Consider the following 16,382-nt stretch of genomic DNA (forward strand, 5'->3'; position numbering starts at 1 on the left):
GTCACGCACCGGCCGCTGCCTCGTGCGATCCGTCAGTGCTCCGGCAGGTGGTCCAGGCGGCGCAGGATGACGCCCTCGCGCAGGGCCCAGGGGCAGATCTCCAGCTCCTCGACGCCGAGCAGGTCCATCGCGCCCTCCGCGACGAGCGCGCCCGCGAGGAGCTGTCCGGCGCGTCCCTCCGAGACACCGGGCAGGGCGGCGCGCTCGGGAGCGGTCATGCCGGCGAGGCGCGGGACCCACTCCTCCAGGGACTTCCGGGACAGGATCCGCTGGACGTAGAGCCCCTCCCCCGAGCCCGGCGCGCCCGCGATCCTGGCGAGCTGCTTGAAGGTCTTGGAGGTGGCCACGACGTGGTCGGGGCGGCCGAAGCGGCTGAACTCGCCGACCGTACGGGCGATCTGCGCGCGCACGTGGCGGCGCAGCGCCTTCACGTCGGCGGTGTCGGCCGGGTCGCCCGGCAGCCAGCCCGCGGTCAGCCGGCCGGCGCCGAGGGGCAGGGAGACCGCCGTGTCCGGGTCCTCGTCGATGCCGTACGCGACTTCGAGGGAGCCGCCGCCGATGTCGAGGAGCAGCAGCTTGCCAGCGGACCAGCCGAACCAGCGGCGGGCGGCGAGGAAGGTGAGGCGGGCCTCCTCCTCACCGGTGAGGACCTGGAGGTCGACCCCGGTCTCGTCCTTCACGCGCGCGAGGACCGCGTCGGCGTTGCTGGCCTCGCGCACCGCGGAGGTCGCGAAGGGCAGCACCTCCTCGCAGCCCTTGTCCTCGGCGGCCAGGAGCGCGTCCCGCACGGTCGCGATGAGCCGCTCGACGCCGCCGGGCGCGATCGCACCCCGCTCGTCGAGCAGCTCGGCGAGCCGCAGCTCCGCCTTGTGCGAGTGGGCGGGCAGCGGCCGGGCGCCGGGGTGGGCGTCCACCACCAGGAGGTGCACTGTGTTCGAACCGACGTCGAGGACTCCGAGTCTCATGGGCGGAACGCTACTGCTCCGGCCCGCATACGCTTGGTGTTGTGCCAAAGACGAAGAAGGCGAAGCCGGACAAAGACCGCGACGGCGACGTGAAGGCGGCCAGGACCGCGCACGCGGCGAAGGCCGTGAAGGCGGTCAAGGCCGGGAAGCAGAAGCGGGGCAAGGCCGAGGAGCCGGACGAGAAGGGGCTCGACTTCGCGCGCGCGTGGGTCGAGTTCTCCGATCCGACCGACGAGGAGCAGGTCTTCCGCTGCGACCTGACCTGGCTGACCTCACGCTGGACCTGCATCTTCGGCAACGGCTGCCAGGGCATCCAGGAGGGGCGCGCCGACGACGGCTGCTGCACGCTGGGCGCGCACTTCTCCGACGAGGACGACGAGAAGCGGGTCGCCGGTCATGTGGCCCGGCTGACGCCGGAGCTGTGGCAGTTCCACGACGTCGGCAGCGAGTCGGGCTGGGTGCAGCTCGACGAGGACGGCGACCGGCAGACCCGCCGCTGGGAGGGGTCCTGCATCTTCCAGAACCGGCCCGGCTTCGCGGGCGGCGCCGGCTGCTCGCTGCACATCCTGGCGATGAAGGAGGGCCGGGAGCCGCTGGAGACGAAGCCGGACGTGTGCTGGCAGCTGCCGGTGCGGCGGACGTACGACTGGATCGACCGCCCCGACGACAGCCGGGTGCTCCAGGTGTCGATCGGCGAGTACGACCGGCGCGGCTGGGGTCCCGGCGGCCACGACCTGCACTGGTACTGCACGACGGCGACCTCGGCGCACGTCGGCGGTGAGCCGGTCTACGTCTCGTACCGCCCCGAGCTCGTCGAGATGATGGGCGAGGAGGCGTACGGGGTCCTGGCCGGGCTGTGCGAGGCGCGGCTCGCCTCGCAGCTGCCGCTGGTCGCCCCGCACCCGGCGGATCCCGCGTAGGGATCAGGAAGCGGATCCCTCCTAGGGCTCAGGAAGCGGATCCCGCGTAGGGATCAGGAAGCGGGTCCCTCCTAGGGCTCAGGAGGACGACGGGGGCGGGTCCTCCGGCGACTGCGGGGGTGTGCCCGGGTCCGAGGTCGTGGGCGGGGGTTCCTCGGTCGTCGGTGGCGGGGTCGTCGGGTCCGTGGTCGGCGGCGGGGTCGTGGGCTCGGTCGGCGGCGGTGTGGTCGGTTCCGTCGTGGGCGGGGTCGTGGGCGGCTCGGTCGGTTCCGTCGTCGGCGGGGACGTGGGCGGGGTGGTCGGTTCCGTCGTCGTGACCGGCGGGGGCGTGATGACCCGGCCGACCGGTGGCTTCGACGGGCCGCGGCCGTCGATCCTGACGACCGCGCCCGAGGGGTCCACCCCGACCCGGGCGCTCCAGGCGCCGGCGGGTGCGCGGGCGCGGTCGACGCGGACGGTGATCGTGACGGTCTCGCCGGGGCGGAGCGTGCCGGAGGCCCGGGTCACGTACAGCCAGGGCGCATCCGTCCACAGCGACCAGTCGACGGGGGCGCCGCCGGAGGCGGTGAGCGTGAGCACCGTGACGTCGCCGTGGCCGGTGGCGGTGACCGTGATCCAGCCGGCGGCGGGTTCGCCGGGCCGGGCCGGTTCGGTGGGGCCGCCGGGGCTGACGACCTCCACGGAGACGTCGGGGGCGCGACTCGCCCGGGTGAAACGGGGCTCCGGGGTGGTGCGGGCGTTGCCCGCGTTCTCGTAGCGGTCGTAGGGGCCGCCGTCCGGGCCCACCGGTTCGTCCGCCTCGCGCGCGCTGATCCTGCCCCCGTCGCGGCCGGCGGTGTCGCCTACCGGGGTGCCCCGGTAGGAGGTCCACAGGGCGAGGACGGGGGCGGCGACCACGGCGGCGACGACGGTGGTGGTGACCGCCCGGGCCCGCATCCGGTCGCGGCGGGCGACGTGGTCCTTCGGGTCCATCGGGAAGCCGGTCGGCGCGAACCGCGGGGCACCGGCACGCGCGCGCGGGACGTGGAGCATCGCCATGTACGCGGCGGCCCTGGGCGCCTCGACGAGCGGCAGCCGGTCCTGCGGGAGGGCCTTGGCGCCGGGCCAGGGGCTGGCGGCGCCCACGCGCTCTGCGGCACGGCGGCAGCGGGGGCAGTCGTCGACGTGCCGGACGAGTTCGGCGCGCAGGGCGGCCGAGAGGAGCACCTGGTGGTCGCCGGTGAGCCGGGCGACGGTGGGACAGCTGCCGGTCTCGACGACGGCGAGCGCGGCGCGGGTGCGCTCGACCTCGCAGCCGGCGGTGGCGAGGAGCTCGCGGGCGGCGAGCGGGTCGAGGGAGAGCACGGCGGCGACCTGGCGGTGGCTGAGACCGTGCCGCACGGCGAGCTCCAGGGCCTCGCGCTGCTCGGGCGTGGTGCCGGCGGCCTCGGGCCAGGCGAGCAGGGCCAGCTCGGCGCGGCGCCGCTCGGCGGTCTCCGCGGAGACCCGGGGCGGCTCGGGAGCGGTGACGGCCGGGCGGCCGGTGTGGGCGCCCTGGCGCTTGCCGCGCTGCTCGCCGAGGCTGCGCAGGCAGGCCCAGCGGGCGAGGGCGTACAGCCAGGCCGTGCGCCCGTCCCCGTCGGAGGGGCAGCGGCCGTGGTGGCGCTCGGCGACGGCGAGGACGTCGCCGAGGACGGCGGTGGCCGTGTCGTGGTCGCAGAGCACGGAGAGGCAGTACGTGAAGAGGCCGTCGAGGGCGGCCTCGTAACGGGCGGGGGGCCGGCGGCCGAGCGTGCGCGGTCCCTGGTCCGTGGCGCGGTGCGCCCGGTGTGCGCCGGTGGTGCGTGCGGGGGATTCCAGCCTGCTGCTCGTCACTGGGCGACCGTAGGCAGGGCGGGGGGCACTCTTCGTACCGGTTGCTCCATTCTCATTCTTACGGGTGAAGGTATCGCTCGAAAGAGGACAGGAACCCGGCGTTCCGGTGCCGTCGTGACCCCCGGGTGGAGGTTCGAGGCTCCCCCTGTGGACGAGCGCGGCCCGTTGTCGGTGGCGGCGGATACGGTGTCGCTCATGGCTGCCCGTACGAAAACCGCCAAGGACCGGCCGTCCTACCGCTGCACCGAGTGCGGCTGGCAGACGGCCAAGTGGCTCGGCCGCTGCCCCGAGTGCCAGGCCTGGGGGACGGTCGAGGAGTACGGCGCGCCCGCCGTGCGGACGACCGCCGCCGGCCGTGTCTCCACCGCCGCCGTGCCCATCGGGCAGGTCGACAGCCGGCAGGCGACCGCGCGCTCGACCGGAGTCGACGAGCTGGACCGGGTCCTCGGCGGGGGGCTGGTGCCCGGCGCCGTCGTGCTGCTCGCGGGCGAGCCCGGCGTCGGCAAGTCCACGCTCCTGCTCGACGTGGCGGCCAAGGCGTCGAGCGACGAGCACCGCACGCTGTACGTCACGGGCGAGGAGTCCGCGAGCCAGGTCCGGCTGCGCGCCGACCGGATCAACGCGCTCAGCGACCATCTGTACCTGGCGGCCGAGACCGACCTGTCGGCCGTCCTCGGGCACCTCGACGCCGTGAAGCCCTCTCTGCTGATCATGGACTCGGTGCAGACCGTCGCCTCCCCCGAGATCGACGGCGCGCCCGGCGGCATGGCCCAGGTCCGCGAGGTCGCCGGCGCCCTCATCCGGGCCTCCAAGGAGCGCGGCATGGCGACGCTCCTGGTCGGCCACGTCACCAAGGACGGAGCCATCGCGGGACCCCGGCTCCTGGAGCACCTGGTGGACGTCGTCCTGAGCTTCGAGGGCGACCGGCACGCGCGCCTGCGCCTGGTCCGGGGCGTGAAGAACCGGTACGGGGCGACCGACGAGGTCGGCTGCTTCGAGCTGCACGACGAGGGCATCACGGGGCTCGCCGACCCCTCCGGGCTCTTCCTGACCCGGCGTGACGTGGCCGTGCCCGGCACCTGCCTCACGGTCACCCTGGAGGGCAAGCGGCCGCTCGTCGCCGAGGTGCAGGCGCTGACGGTCGACTCGCAGATCCCGTCGCCGCGGCGGACGACCTCGGGCCTGGAGACCTCCCGGGTCTCGATGATGCTGGCGGTCCTGGAGCAGCGCGGCCGGATCAGCGCGCTGGGCAAGCGGGACATCTACAGCGCGACCGTCGGCGGCGTGAAGCTCACCGAACCCGCCGCCGACCTGGCCATCGCGCTCGCGCTGGCCTCGGCGGCGAGCGACACCCCGCTGCCGAAGAACCTGGTGGCGATCGGCGAGGTCGGGCTCGCGGGCGAGGTGCGGCGGGTGACGGGCGTGCAGCGGCGGCTCGCCGAGGCGCACCGTCTCGGTTTCACGCACGCCCTGGTCCCGGTGGACCCGGGGAAGGTGCCGGCGGGCATGAAGGTGACGGAGGTGGCGGACATGGGGGACGCGCTGCGGGTGCTGCCACGAAGCCGCCGCGCGAAGGCGCCGGAGGGGGCCGAGGGGTAGCCGCGGTACCGGACGGCGGGGGGCCGGGCGTCGTGCCTGACGGGGCCGAGGGGTAGCCGCGGTACGGACGGGGCCGACGGTCGGCCGTGGCCCCCGAGAGGGCCGCGGTACCGGACGGTGCCGAGGGTCGGCCGTGGTGTCTGACGGGGCCGGGGGTCGGTCGTCCGGCGGGGTGGGGACCCCTTTCGGACCACCCCGGATCGGTCGGGGGCGGAGGGGGGCGGGGCGGTGTCGCTAGACTTTGCCCTGGTCTCGCCCATCCGTACGAGCCGGAGGAGAGCAGTGGCAGCCAAGGACGGGGCAGCAGCTCCTGGAAAGTCCGGCGCAGGCTCCGGCAACGAAGCGCTGATGCGCGCCGCCCTGAGCGCGGTCGCGCCGGGCACCGCGCTGCGCGACGGCCTGGAGCGGATCCTCCGGGGAAACACGGGCGGTCTCATCGTCCTCGGCCTCGACAAGACGGTCGACTCGATGTGCACCGGCGGTTTCGTGCTGGACGTCGAGTTCGCCGCCACGCGCCTGCGTGAGCTGTGCAAGCTCGACGGCGCGCTCGTCCTCGACAAGGACATCACCAAGATCCACCGCGCGGGTGTGCAGCTGGTCCCGGACGCCTCCATCCCCACCGAGGAGACCGGCACCCGGCACCGCACCGCGGACCGGGTCTCCAAGCAGTGCAACTTCCCGGTCGTCTCGGTCTCCCAGTCGATGCGTCTGATCGCGCTGTACGTGGACGGTGAGCGCCGGGTCCTGGAGGAGTCGGCCGCGATCCTGTCCCGCGCCAACCAGGCGCTCGCGACCCTGGAGCGGTACAAGCTCCGGCTCGACGAGGTGGCCGGCACGCTCTCCGCCCTGGAGATCGAGGACCTGGTCACGGTCCGGGACGTCACCGCGGTCGCGCAGCGTCTGGAGATGGTCCGCCGGATCGCCACCGAGATCGCCGAGTACGTGGTCGAGCTCGGCACCGACGGACGGCTCCTCTCGCTCCAGCTCGACGAGCTGATCGCGGGCGTGGAGCCGGAGCGCGAGCTGGTGATCCGGGACTACGTGCCGGAGCCGACGGCGAAGCGTTCGCGGACGGTCGCCGAGGCGCTCACCGAGCTGGACGCGCTCACCCACACCGAGCTGCTCGAACTTCCGGTCGTGGCGCGGGCCCTCGGCTACACCGGCTCGCCCGAGACCCTCGACTCGGCGGTCTCGCCGCGCGGCTACCGGCTCCTGGCGAAGGTGCCGCGGCTGCCGGGCGCGATCATCGAGCGGCTGGTGGAGCACTTCGGCGGGCTGCAGAAGCTGCTCGCGGCGAGCGTGGACGACCTGCAGACCGTCGACGGTGTCGGCGAGGCCCGTGCCCGCAGCGTCCGCGAGGGCCTGTCGCGGCTCGCGGAGTCCTCGATCCTGGAGCGGTACGTCTAGCCGGACGTCCAGCCGTGCGTCCGGGTCCCGGAGCGGTACGTCCAGCCGTACCTCCGGGGCGCGGGTCCCGGAGCGGTAAGTCAAGCCGTACGTCCGGGGCGCGGATCCCGGAGCGGTACGCCTGAGCCTCGGCGGGACTCCCGGTCCTTCGCGTACCGCCCGGCTCAGTCCTTCGCGAGCCTGAACGAGGCCGGGAGCACCTTGGCGCCCGGCATCGTGGCCTCCACCAGGTAGGTGCCGGGGCCGGCCTGGCCCGCGGGGGTGGTGGCGCACTGCGGGGCGCTGCGGCCGCGGTCCCATTCCACGGTGTGGGTGACGGTGGCGTGCGCGGGGACGCGCAGCAGGACCGGGTTGCCGGGGCGCGGGCAGTCGGCGGTGGACCAGACCTCACGGTCCCGGTCGTCACTGATCGTCAGAACCGCGCTGCGGGGCCCGAAGTCGGCCTTGCAGGCGGTGTCCGAGGTGTTCTTGGCGACGAGGTGGAAGCGGGGCTTCTCCCCCGTCTCGTAGGTGACCTTGGTGGAGCGGAGCGTCAACTGCAGCGCTCCGGCGGGGCAGTTCGGGAGCGGCGAGTCGGCCGGGACCTGCTGGCCCGCTCCGGTGCCCGCGCCTCCGTCGCCGCCGGCGCCGTCGGTGTCGCCGTTCTTGCCGGTGCCCGCGGTGCCTCCCGCGCCCTCGGCGCCGGAGTCCGTACCCGCGTCCGTACCGGCGTCTGCGCCCGCGTCCGTACCGGTGTCTCCCGAGCCGCCGTTGTCGCCGGCGGTCTCGCCGGAGTCGCCCGACTCGTCGCGTCCGCCGGGCTGTTGGCTGATCGCCGGGCCGGTGCCGGAGGGCCCGGGGGTGATCGAGGGCGGGGTCGGCGACGAGCCGTTGGCGGCGTCGTTCGTCTTCTTCCCGCCGCTGTCACCGGAGGTGACGGCCCACACGGCGAGCAGGGCGAGAAGCGCCACCAGGCACGCCGCCACCGCCCTCCGTCGCCAGTAGATGGTGGAGGGAAGCGGCCCGACCGGATTGCGCAAAGATCCCACGCCCCGAACCTTACGAGAGATCCGGGCCAACTCCCGCCCCACCCGCCGCCCGAGATCTCAAGTTTTGCCGATGATCACATCCGTCCGTTCCGGGAACTTTTCCCGGAACCCCGCCGGAAACCGTAGGGAACCGGCGCGAATCGCGGCCCCCCACTTTCGTCGGGGGTCGCTCCGGCCGTTGGTCCGGGGCGGCGGAGTCCGGATTCCGGTTAGCGTCGTGCCCCATGGACACCCTTCTCGACCTCTCCGACCGTCTGTATCTCGACGTCGCCGACTTCGCCCACTCCACCCCCCACTGGTTCCAGTGGCTCGCCGAGGTGTGGACGGAGCTCGGGCTGCTGCTCTTCGGCGTGCTGTTCCTCGCCGGCTGGTGGCGCTCCCGGGAGGGTTCGAGCCGGGCGATGGCGCTCGCGCTGCTCGCCCCGGTCGCGACGGCCTTCGGTTATGTGGTGAGCGAGGCGCTGAAGTCGCTGGTCGACGAGGAACGTCCGTGCCGAGCGGTCGCCGGCGCGCCCGCCTCGCTCGTCGCCTGTCCGCCGCACGGCGACTGGTCCTTCCCCAGCAACCACTCGGCCATCGCGGGCGCCGCGGCGATCGCGCTCGCCCTGTCCTGGCGCGGGATCGTCTGGCTGACCGTGCCGATGGCGCTGCTCATGGCCTTCTCCCGGGTCTTCGTCGGGGTCCACTACCCGCACGACGTGACCGTCGGCCTGCTCGCCGGCGCCCTGGTGGCCTTCGTCGTGATGCGGGCGGCGGAGCGGCCCGTACGGTCCGTGGTGGAGACGGCCCGGTCGAGCCGGAGCTCGGCCGTGGTGTGGTGCGCGGGGCGCGGGGCGCACGCGCACGCCTCCGCGCACGCTCCCGCGCACTCCTCGCGGCGCTCTCGCGCACGCCACGGCGCGTACTGATCCCGCCGGGGACGTGCCAGGATCGGGGTGCCATGACTTCCATCGACACTCCCTCCGCTTCCGAGGCCCCCGTCGCGCCGGCGTTCCCCGCCGAGCTGCACGGGCCCGTCCTCGCCTGGTTCGACCGGCACGCCCGCGACCTGCCCTGGCGCCGCCCCGAGGCCGGCGCCTGGGGCGTCATGGTCAGCGAGTTCATGCTCCAGCAGACCCCGGTCGTCCGGGTCCTCCCGGTGTACGAGCAGTGGCTCGCGCGCTGGCCGCGCCCGGCCGACCTGGCCGCCGAGGCCCCCGGCGAGGCGGTCCGCGCCTGGGGCCGGCTCGGCTACCCGCGCCGGGCGCTGCGTCTGCACGCGGCGGCCGTCGCCATAACGGAACGGCACCGCGGCGACGTACCCCGTGACCACGGGCAGCTGCTCGCGCTGCCCGGCATCGGCGAGTACACGGCGGCGGCGGTGGCCTCCTTCGCGTACGGGCAGCGGCACGCGGTCCTGGACACCAACGTGCGCCGGGTCTTCGCGCGGGCGGCGACCGGCGTCCAGTACCCGCCGAACGCGACCACGGCCGCCGAGCGGCGGCTCGCCCGCGCGCTGCTGCCGGAGGACGAGACGACGGCGTCCCGCTGGGCGGCCGCCTCCATGGAGCTGGGCGCGCTGGTGTGCACGGCGAAGAACGAGGACTGCGGGCGCTGCCCGATCGCCGAGCGGTGCGCCTGGCGGCTCTCGGGGAAGCCGGCGCACGACGGTCCGCCGCGGCGCGGCCAGACGTACGCCGGGACCGACCGGCAGGTCCGCGGCCGGCTCCTCGCGGTGCTGCGGGAGTCGGCGGGCCCGGTGGCGCAGGCGGCCCTGGACGCGGTCTGGGACGAGCCGGTGCAGCGGGCCCGGGCCCTGGACGGGCTGGTGGCGGACGGGCTCGTCGAACCGCTGGACGGCGACCGGTACCGGCTGCCGTTGTCCTGAGGCCCGGAGCCTCAAACCCCATCCGCCCCTGCTGTTACACAACCGATGGGTAGCCGTGCGTCCACCGACGGCTGCCCCGCACAGCCCCGTGACAAGCGCTCCGTAGCGTCGTCCACGACACGAGGAACAAGCAGGTCACGGGGATCGGAGGCGGTTCGGATGAGGCACGGCGAGGTGCTCGACTTCGAGGAGTACGTACGCACACGGCAGGACGCGCTGCTGCGCAGCGCCCGCCGTCTCGTCGCCGACCCCGTCGACGCCCAAGACCTCCTCCAGACGGCCCTCGCCCGGACGTACGGCCGCTGGGACGGCATCGCCGACAAGTCCCTCGCCGACGCCTACCTGCGCCGGGTCATGATCAACACCCGGACCGAGTGGTGGCGCTCCCGCAAGCTCGAAGAGGTCCCGACCGAGCAGCTGCCCGACGCGAGCGTCGACGACCCGACCGAGCAGCACGCCGACCGCGCCCTCCTCATGGACGTCCTGAAGGTGCTCGCGCCGAAGCAGCGCAGCGTCGTCGTCCTGCGGCACTGGGAGCAGATGAGCACGGAGGAGACGGCGGCGGCGCTCGGCATGTCGACGGGTACGGTGAAGTCGACGCTCCACCGCGCGCTCGCCCGGCTCCGCCAGGAGCTGGAGAGCCGTGACCTCGACGCCCGTGCCCTGGGGCGGACCGGGGAGCGTGCGACCGTACGAGGTGACGAAGGGGGGCGGGAGCGGTGCGCGGCCTAGACGGCGAACCCGACGGCAGAAGACACGACGACCACGAGCGGGGCGTCAGCGGCACCAGCAGCTTCGACCGCCTCAGCGGCACCCCCGGCTTCGGCGGCTTCGGCGGCGGCGACGACCGGTATCCGACCGGGCGCCGCCGCCCGCGCCGTACCGTCAGGGCGGCGAGCGTCACGGCCACGGCCGGGCTCGTCGCCATAGGGCTGTCCCTGGCCGCCTGCTCCACCGGCGGCACCGGCTCCCGCGACGAGGGCGCGGCCCGCACCGACGAGATCGCCGCCGCCGCACCCACCCCCTCCGCCACCGCCACCTCCGGCCCGCAGTCGGCCGAGCGGGTGGATCCGATCGCGCTCCTGAAGGCCGACCCGAAGATCGGCGCGCGGCTCAAGGGCGATCTGAAGCCGTGCGTCGCGGACGCGTACCCGGTGGACGCCTCGTACGGCAACATCACCGGCGCCGCCGCCCCCGACGTCGTCGTCAACGTGATGACCTGCGGCGATGCCGTCGGCATCGGCACGTACGTCTACCGCAAGCAGAGCGACAAGTACGAGAACGTGTTCATGGCCGAGGACGCGGCGGTCTACGCCACGATCGACCGGGGCGACCTCGTCGTCACGAAGCAGGTGTACGCGAAGGGCGACCCGGTCGCCTATCCCTCGGGCGAGGACGTGATCACCTACCGCTGGTCGGGGAACAGCTTCACCCAGCACGACTGGGTGCACAACGACTACAGCCGGGCCGTCGACGAGGGCGAGGCCGGCACCGCGGAGCCCGCGCCCAGCGAGCCCCCCGCGAACTGATCCGCCCACCCGGCGCCGTACCCCCACCCACTCCGAGAGAGCGCACAGACCCCGAAGGGCACGCACGATGGCCGAAACCCATGTCCTGTTCGTCGAGGACGACGACGTCATCCGTGAGGCCACCCAGCTCGCCCTGGAGCGGGACGGCTTCCGGGTGACCGCCATGCCCGACGGGCTCTCCGGCCTGGACGCCTTCCGGGCGCAGCGGCCGGACATCGCCCTCCTCGACGTGATGCTGCCGGGCATGGACGGGGTCAGCCTCTGCCGCCGCATCCGCGACGAGTCGACCGTGCCCGTCATCATGCTCTCGGCGCGCGCCGACTCGATCGACGTCGTGCTCGGCCTGGAGGCCGGGGCCGACGACTACGTCACCAAGCCCTTCGACGGCTCCGTCCTGATGGCCCGCATCCGGGCCGTGCTGCGCCGCTTCGGGCACGCGGGCGGCCCCGGCGCGGGTGAGCGCGGGGACGAGCCGGCGGACGGCGGCGGACTCCTCGCCTTCGGCGACCTGGAGGTCGACACCGAGGGCATGGAGGTCCGCAGGGGCGGGGTGCCGGTGGCGCTGACCCCGACCGAGATGCGGCTGCTGCTGGAGTTCTCGTCGGCGCCGGGCACCGTGCTGTCCCGGGACAAGCTGCTGGAGCGGGTCTGGGACTACGGCTGGGGCGGCGACACCCGCGTCGTGGACGTCCACGTCCAGCGGCTGCGCGCCAAGATCGGCCAGGACCGGATCGACACCGTCCGCGGCTTCGGCTACAAGCTCAAGAGCTAGGTCACTGAACCGGTGAAGTTCCTGCCCCTGCGGACCGGGGTCCGCTGGAAGATCGCCGTCGCCATCGCGGCGGTCGGCGCCCTCATCGCGGTGACCCTGAGCATCGTCGTGCACAACGCCGCCCGCATCTCGATGCTCGACAACGCCCGCGAGGTGCAGATGGAGCGGCTGCTCTTCGCCCAGCGGATGTACGAGACGTCGAAGCCCAAGGAGCCCCGCTTCGGCACGAAGATCAACGATCCGGCGCTGCCGGCCCAGCTCGGCCAGCTGATGCGGGACAAGCGGCGCGGGACGTACGTGCAGGAGCACCGGCACGGCGGGCCGCCCGACGTGTGGGCGGCCGTGCCGCTCGCCAACGGCGACGTCCTCTCGCTGCACATCCCCTTCGCCGACCGCAGCGCGACGATCATGAACGATCTGGACCGGGCCCTCGTCATCGGCTCGGTGTCGGTGGTCTTCGGCGGCTGCGCGCTCGGCGTGCTCATCGGCGGGCAGCTCTCGCGGCGGCTGCGGAAGGCCGCGGTCGCGGCCGGCCGGGTCGCCCAGGGCAACACGGACGTACGGGTGCGGGACGCCGTCGGCGGGGTCGTACGGGACGAGACGGACGACCTGGCGTGGGCGGTGGACGCCCTGACCGACGCCCTGAACGAGCGGATCGAGGCCGAACGCCGGGTCACCGCCGACATCGCGCACGAGCTGCGCACCCCCGTCACCGGGCTTCTCACGGCGGCCGAGCTCCTGCCGCCGGGGCGTCCCACCGAGCTCGTACGGGACCGGGCGCAGGCCATGCGGACGCTGGTCGAGGACGTCCTGGAGGTGGCCCGGCTCGACAGCGCGTCGGAGCGGGCCGAGCTCCAGGAGATCGCGCTCGGCGAGTTCGTGGAGCGGCGGGTGCGGTCCCTGGACCCGGAGGTCGTCGTCCGGGTCGTGCACGAGTCCTGGGTGAACACCGACCCGCGCCGACTGGAGCGCGTCCTGGGCAATCTCCTCGCCAACGCGGCCAAGCACGGCAAGCCGCCGGTCGAGGTCACCGTCGAGGGCCGGGTGGTCCGCGTCCGCGACCACGGTCCGGGTTTCCCCGAGGCGCTGCTCAAGGAGGGCCCGAGCCGTTTCCGTACGGGGACGAGCGACCGTGCGGGCCAGGGCCACGGCCTGGGCCTGACGATCGCGGCGGGCCAGGCCCGGGTCCTCGGCGCCCGGCTGACCTTCCGGAACGTGGCCTCCGAGGGGGCTCCGGACGGGGTGGGCGGCGCCATCGCGGTGCTGTGGCTGCCGGACCACGCGCCGACGAACACGGGGAGCTTCCCGGTGCTGCGGCTGCAGGGCTGAGGCCGGCGGGCACGGCGGAGGGGCCGGGTCCTTGTCCAGGACCCGGCCCCTCCGCCGTACGTACTACCGCTGCGCTCAGACCGTCTCGGCGACCTTGGCCGTGTCGTCGCCGGACTCCGCCTTAGGCGCCGCGGCCGGTCCCGCACCGCGCAGCGCCACCTCCTTGACGAAGAAGGCGAGGACGAAGCCGAGGACGGCGACGGCCGAGGCGACCAGGAAGGCGCCGTGGGTGCCGGAGGCGACCGCGTGCTGGTAGGCCTCGCGGAGCGCGGCCGGCAGCTTGGCGAGGCTCGCCGCGTCGAGCTGGGCGGTCCGGTCCGTGAGGCCTGCCCCGCCGCGGGACGTCATCTCGTCCTGGACGCGGCTGGTGAAGAGTGCGCCCATGATCGCGACGCCGAAGGAGGAGCCGAGCGTCCGGAAGAGGGTGGTGGAGGACGAGGCGACGCCCATGTCCTTCATCTCGACGCTGTTCTGGGCGACCAGCATGGTGATCTGCATGAGGAAGCCCATGCCGGCGCCGAGGACGGCCATCCAGATCCCGGAGACCAGGCGCGAGGTCCCGGTGTCCATGGTGGAGAGCAGGAAGAGGCCGGCCACCATGAGCGCGCTGCCCGCGATCGGGAAGACCTTGTACTTGCCGGTGCTGGTGGTGAAGCGGCCGACGAGCAGCGAGACGACCATCATCGACAGCAGCATCGGCAGGAGCAGCAGACCGGAGTTGGTGGCCGAGGCGCCCTGGACGGACTGCTGGAAGATCGGCAGGTAGAGGACCGCGCCGAACATCACGAAGCCGGTGATGAAGCCGATCAGGGACATCAGGGTGAAGTTGCGGCTGCGGAAGATGTGCAGCGGCATGATCGGGTCGCTCGCGCGGGTCTCGACGAAGAGGAACGCGGCGAGCGCGGCGGCGCCGCCGATCGTGAGGCCGACGATGGTGGCCGAGCCCCAGGCGTACTCCGTGCCGCCCCAGGTGGTGACGAGGACGATCGCGGTGATGCCGGCGGTCAGCAGCGCGGCGCCGAGGAAGTCGATCCGGGTGCCCGTGGCGCGCTGCTTCTTCGGCAGGTGCAGGACGGTGGTGACCATGGCGAGGGCGACGACGCCGAGCGGCAGGTTGATGTAGAAGGACCAGCGCCAGCCCCAGTGGTCGGTGATGGTGCCGCCGACGAGGGGGCCGCCGATCATGGCGAGGGCCATCACGCCGGCCATCATGCCCTGGTACTTGCCGCGCTCGCGGGGCGGGATCAGGTCGCCGATGATCGCCATGACGCCGACCATGAGGCCGCCGGCTCCGAGGCCCTGGATCGTGCGGAAGCCGATGAGCTGGCCCATGTCCTGGGCCATGCCGCTGAGCGCCGAGCCGATCAGGAAGATCACGATCGAGGTGAGGAAGACGCCCTTGCGGCCGAACATGTCGCCGAACTTGCCCCAGAGGGGGGTGGAGGCGGCGGTGGCCAGGGTGTAGGCGGTGACGACCCAGGAGAGGTGCTCCAGGCCGCCGAGCTCACCGACGATCGTCGGCATCGCGGTGCCGATGATCATGTTGTCCAGCATCGCGAGCAGCATCGCGATCATGAGGGCGAGGAGGACGACGCGTACGCTGCGCGGCTGCGGGTCCGCAGCCTCCCCCTGTGCTGCCTGAACGTTCTGTTTCGTCGCCATGTCGGTCCCCGTCGCTCCCTTACTTGCCGCCCGGCTAGTTACTACACTGGGGACGGTAGACCCGTAACTTGCCGGTCGTCAAGTAAGTATCTGCGGAAGCGAGAGACCATGGCCCAGGCCCGAGGAAACACCCGTCAGCGCATCCAGGACGTGGCCCTCGAACTCTTCGCCGAGCAGGGCTACGAGAAGACCTCCCTGCGGGAGATCGCGGAACGCCTCGACGTCACCAAGGCCGCGCTCTACTACCACTTCAAGACCAAGGAAGACATCCTCATCGGGATCTTCGAGGACCTGACCCGGCCGATGGACGAGCTGATCGCCTGGGGCCGGGAGCAGCCCGCCACCGTCGAGACCAAGCGCGAGATCCTGCGCCGCTACCAGGTGGCGCTGCGGGCGGCGGCCCCGCTCTTCCGCTTCATGCAGGAGAACCAGGCCACGGTGCGCGAGCTGAGCGTCGGCCTCACCTTCAAGGAGCGCATGATCGAGCTGACCGGCCTGCTCCAGGAGCCCGGCTTCGCGATGGTGGACCAGGTCCGCTGCGTCAGCGCGATCTTCACGCTGCACGCGGGCGCGTTCTTCATGCAGAACATCGAGGGCGACCCCGAGGAGAAGCACGCGGCCACCCTCGAGGTCGCCCTCGATCTGCTGAACCGGGCCCACGGGGCCCAGTGACATGCGTCAGACGCCGACGCCGTGGGCCCGGAGGAAGGCCATCGGGTTGATGGCGGAGCCGTAGTTCGGGGTCGTACGGATCTCGAAGTGCAGGTGCGGGCCGGAGGAGTTGCCGGTGTTGCCCGAGAGGGCGATCTGCTGGCCGGCGCCGACCTTCTGGCCGATGTAGACCTTGATCTTCGACAGGTGGGCGTACTGCGAGTACGTGCCGTTGGCGTGCTTGACGACGATCGCGTTGCCGTACGCGGGGCCGTCGCCGCCGCCGTTCGGGCCGGCCTTCACGACGGTGCCGGCGGCCGCGGCCTTGACCGGGGTGCCGACCGGAACGGCGAAGTCCTGGCCGGAGTGCTTGTGGGCCCACATGGCGCCGCCCTGGTTGAAGCTGGCGCTGAGGGCGTACGTGGTGACCGGCTTGACCCAGGCCGGGGTCGCCTTCTTGACGGCCTTCACGGGGACGGCCTTCACAGCGGCAGCCTTCACAGCGGCGGCCTTCACGGCAGCGGCCTTGGCGGCGGCGGCCTTCACCTGGGCGGCGACGTGGGCCTGGGCGTCGGCCTGGGCGGCGACGGCGGCGGACGCGGTCAGCACGACCGGGGCGGCGGCCTTGCCCTCGGCGGCGAAGGCGGACCCTGCTCCGGCCACCAGCGACGCTCCCAGACCCGCGGTGGCGAGAGCAACGGCGGTGATACGGGCGGCGGGGTTCATGACGCGCTTCGACATACGGGGGAAAACCTCCGGGAAGTACGGGACCCGACGCGGACGGTGCTGCGCCGGGCTT

Annotated in this window: 15 protein-coding genes; 10 read left to right on the forward strand and 5 right to left on the reverse strand. The window is 73.3% G+C overall.

Features of this window, described 5'->3' with window-relative positions; translation table 11 throughout:
* Positions 1–32 precede the first annotated feature (32 nt).
* Positions 33–965, reverse strand: a complete 933-nt coding sequence (locus ACN9M0_RS15690) for a Ppx/GppA phosphatase family protein (RefSeq protein ID WP_366036805.1) — start codon at positions 963–965, stop codon at positions 33–35.
* 125 nt (positions 966–1,090) lie between these two features.
* Between ACN9M0_RS15690 and ACN9M0_RS15695 the strand changes: the two genes are divergently transcribed.
* Positions 1,091–1,885: a hypothetical protein gene (locus ACN9M0_RS15695; RefSeq protein WP_399699480.1), complete on the forward strand. Its 795-nt coding sequence runs from the start codon at positions 1,091–1,093 to the stop codon at positions 1,883–1,885.
* A 78-nt stretch (positions 1,886–1,963) separates the two neighbouring features.
* Here the strand turns inward: ACN9M0_RS15695 and ACN9M0_RS15700 are convergent, their stop codons facing one another.
* A complete protein-coding gene (locus tag ACN9M0_RS15700) occupies positions 1,964–3,739 on the reverse strand; it encodes a BACON domain-containing protein (RefSeq protein WP_426403778.1) in 1,776 nt (591 codons plus the stop codon).
* 195 nt (positions 3,740–3,934) lie between these two features.
* On the opposite strand from ACN9M0_RS15700, the gene radA reads away from it, so the two are divergent.
* Together radA and disA are read left to right on the forward strand one after the other, a co-directional pair.
* Positions 3,935–5,338, forward strand: coding sequence for a DNA repair protein RadA (gene radA / locus ACN9M0_RS15705; protein ID WP_366036808.1), 1,404 nt, complete (start codon positions 3,935–3,937; stop codon positions 5,336–5,338).
* A gap of 282 nt (positions 5,339–5,620) precedes the next feature.
* A complete protein-coding gene (gene disA / locus ACN9M0_RS15710) occupies positions 5,621–6,745 on the forward strand; it encodes a DNA integrity scanning diadenylate cyclase DisA (protein ID WP_366036809.1) in 1,125 nt (374 codons plus the stop codon).
* Between the two features lie 164 nt (positions 6,746–6,909).
* On the opposite strand, the gene ACN9M0_RS15715 is transcribed toward disA, so the two are convergent.
* A complete protein-coding gene (locus tag ACN9M0_RS15715; protein WP_426403779.1) occupies positions 6,910–7,773 on the reverse strand; it encodes a hypothetical protein in 864 nt (287 codons plus the stop codon).
* A 224-nt stretch (positions 7,774–7,997) separates the two neighbouring features.
* On the opposite strand from ACN9M0_RS15715, the gene ACN9M0_RS15720 reads away from it, so the two are divergent.
* From ACN9M0_RS15720 to cseC, 6 genes are all read left to right on the forward strand, one after another.
* Entirely contained in the window at positions 7,998–8,681 is a 684-nt protein-coding gene (locus ACN9M0_RS15720; RefSeq protein ID WP_426403780.1) for a phosphatase PAP2 family protein, read from the forward strand.
* Positions 8,682–8,713: 32 nt separating this feature from the next.
* Positions 8,714–9,640 carry an A/G-specific adenine glycosylase gene (locus tag ACN9M0_RS15725; protein WP_426403781.1) on the forward strand — a complete coding sequence of 309 codons (927 nt, stop codon included), beginning with the start codon at positions 8,714–8,716 and terminating at the stop codon, positions 9,638–9,640.
* Between the two features lie 159 nt (positions 9,641–9,799).
* Complete coding sequence (locus tag ACN9M0_RS15730) at positions 9,800–10,372, forward strand: SigE family RNA polymerase sigma factor (protein WP_366036813.1); 573 nt, start codon at positions 9,800–9,802, stop codon at positions 10,370–10,372.
* On the forward strand, positions 10,360–11,169 hold the full coding sequence (locus ACN9M0_RS15735) for a hypothetical protein (RefSeq protein ID WP_366036814.1): 810 nt from the start codon (positions 10,360–10,362) through the stop codon (positions 11,167–11,169). The genes ACN9M0_RS15730 and ACN9M0_RS15735 overlap by 13 nt, the downstream gene beginning before the upstream one ends.
* A 67-nt stretch (positions 11,170–11,236) precedes the next feature.
* Positions 11,237–11,941 carry a two-component system response regulator CseB gene (gene cseB / locus ACN9M0_RS15740; protein ID WP_366036815.1) on the forward strand — a complete coding sequence of 235 codons (705 nt, stop codon included), beginning with the start codon at positions 11,237–11,239 and terminating at the stop codon, positions 11,939–11,941.
* 12 nt (positions 11,942–11,953) lie between these two features.
* On the forward strand, positions 11,954–13,270 hold the full coding sequence (gene cseC, locus ACN9M0_RS15745) for a two-component system sensor histidine kinase CseC (RefSeq protein ID WP_366036816.1): 1,317 nt from the start codon (positions 11,954–11,956) through the stop codon (positions 13,268–13,270).
* Between the two features lie 75 nt (positions 13,271–13,345).
* Here cseC and ACN9M0_RS15750 read toward each other — a convergent pair whose 3' ends face one another.
* Positions 13,346–14,932 (reverse strand): MDR family MFS transporter, encoded by a 1,587-nt coding sequence (locus ACN9M0_RS15750; RefSeq protein WP_366036817.1) that lies wholly within the window; start codon positions 14,930–14,932, stop codon positions 13,346–13,348.
* A 108-nt stretch (positions 14,933–15,040) separates the two neighbouring features.
* Between ACN9M0_RS15750 and ACN9M0_RS15755 the strand changes: the two genes are divergently transcribed.
* Positions 15,041–15,604: a TetR/AcrR family transcriptional regulator gene (locus ACN9M0_RS15755; protein WP_366036818.1), complete on the forward strand. Its 564-nt coding sequence runs from the start codon at positions 15,041–15,043 to the stop codon at positions 15,602–15,604.
* Positions 15,605–15,610: 6 nt separating this feature from the next.
* Here ACN9M0_RS15755 and ACN9M0_RS15760 read toward each other — a convergent pair whose 3' ends face one another.
* Positions 15,611–16,324 carry a M23 family metallopeptidase gene (locus ACN9M0_RS15760; RefSeq protein WP_366036819.1) on the reverse strand — a complete coding sequence of 238 codons (714 nt, stop codon included), beginning with the start codon at positions 16,322–16,324 and terminating at the stop codon, positions 15,611–15,613.
* Positions 16,325–16,382 lie beyond the last annotated feature (58 nt).

Source organism: Streptomyces sp. R-07 (genome assembly GCF_049913175.1).
Classification (GTDB): domain Bacteria; phylum Actinomycetota; class Actinomycetes; order Streptomycetales; family Streptomycetaceae; genus Streptomyces.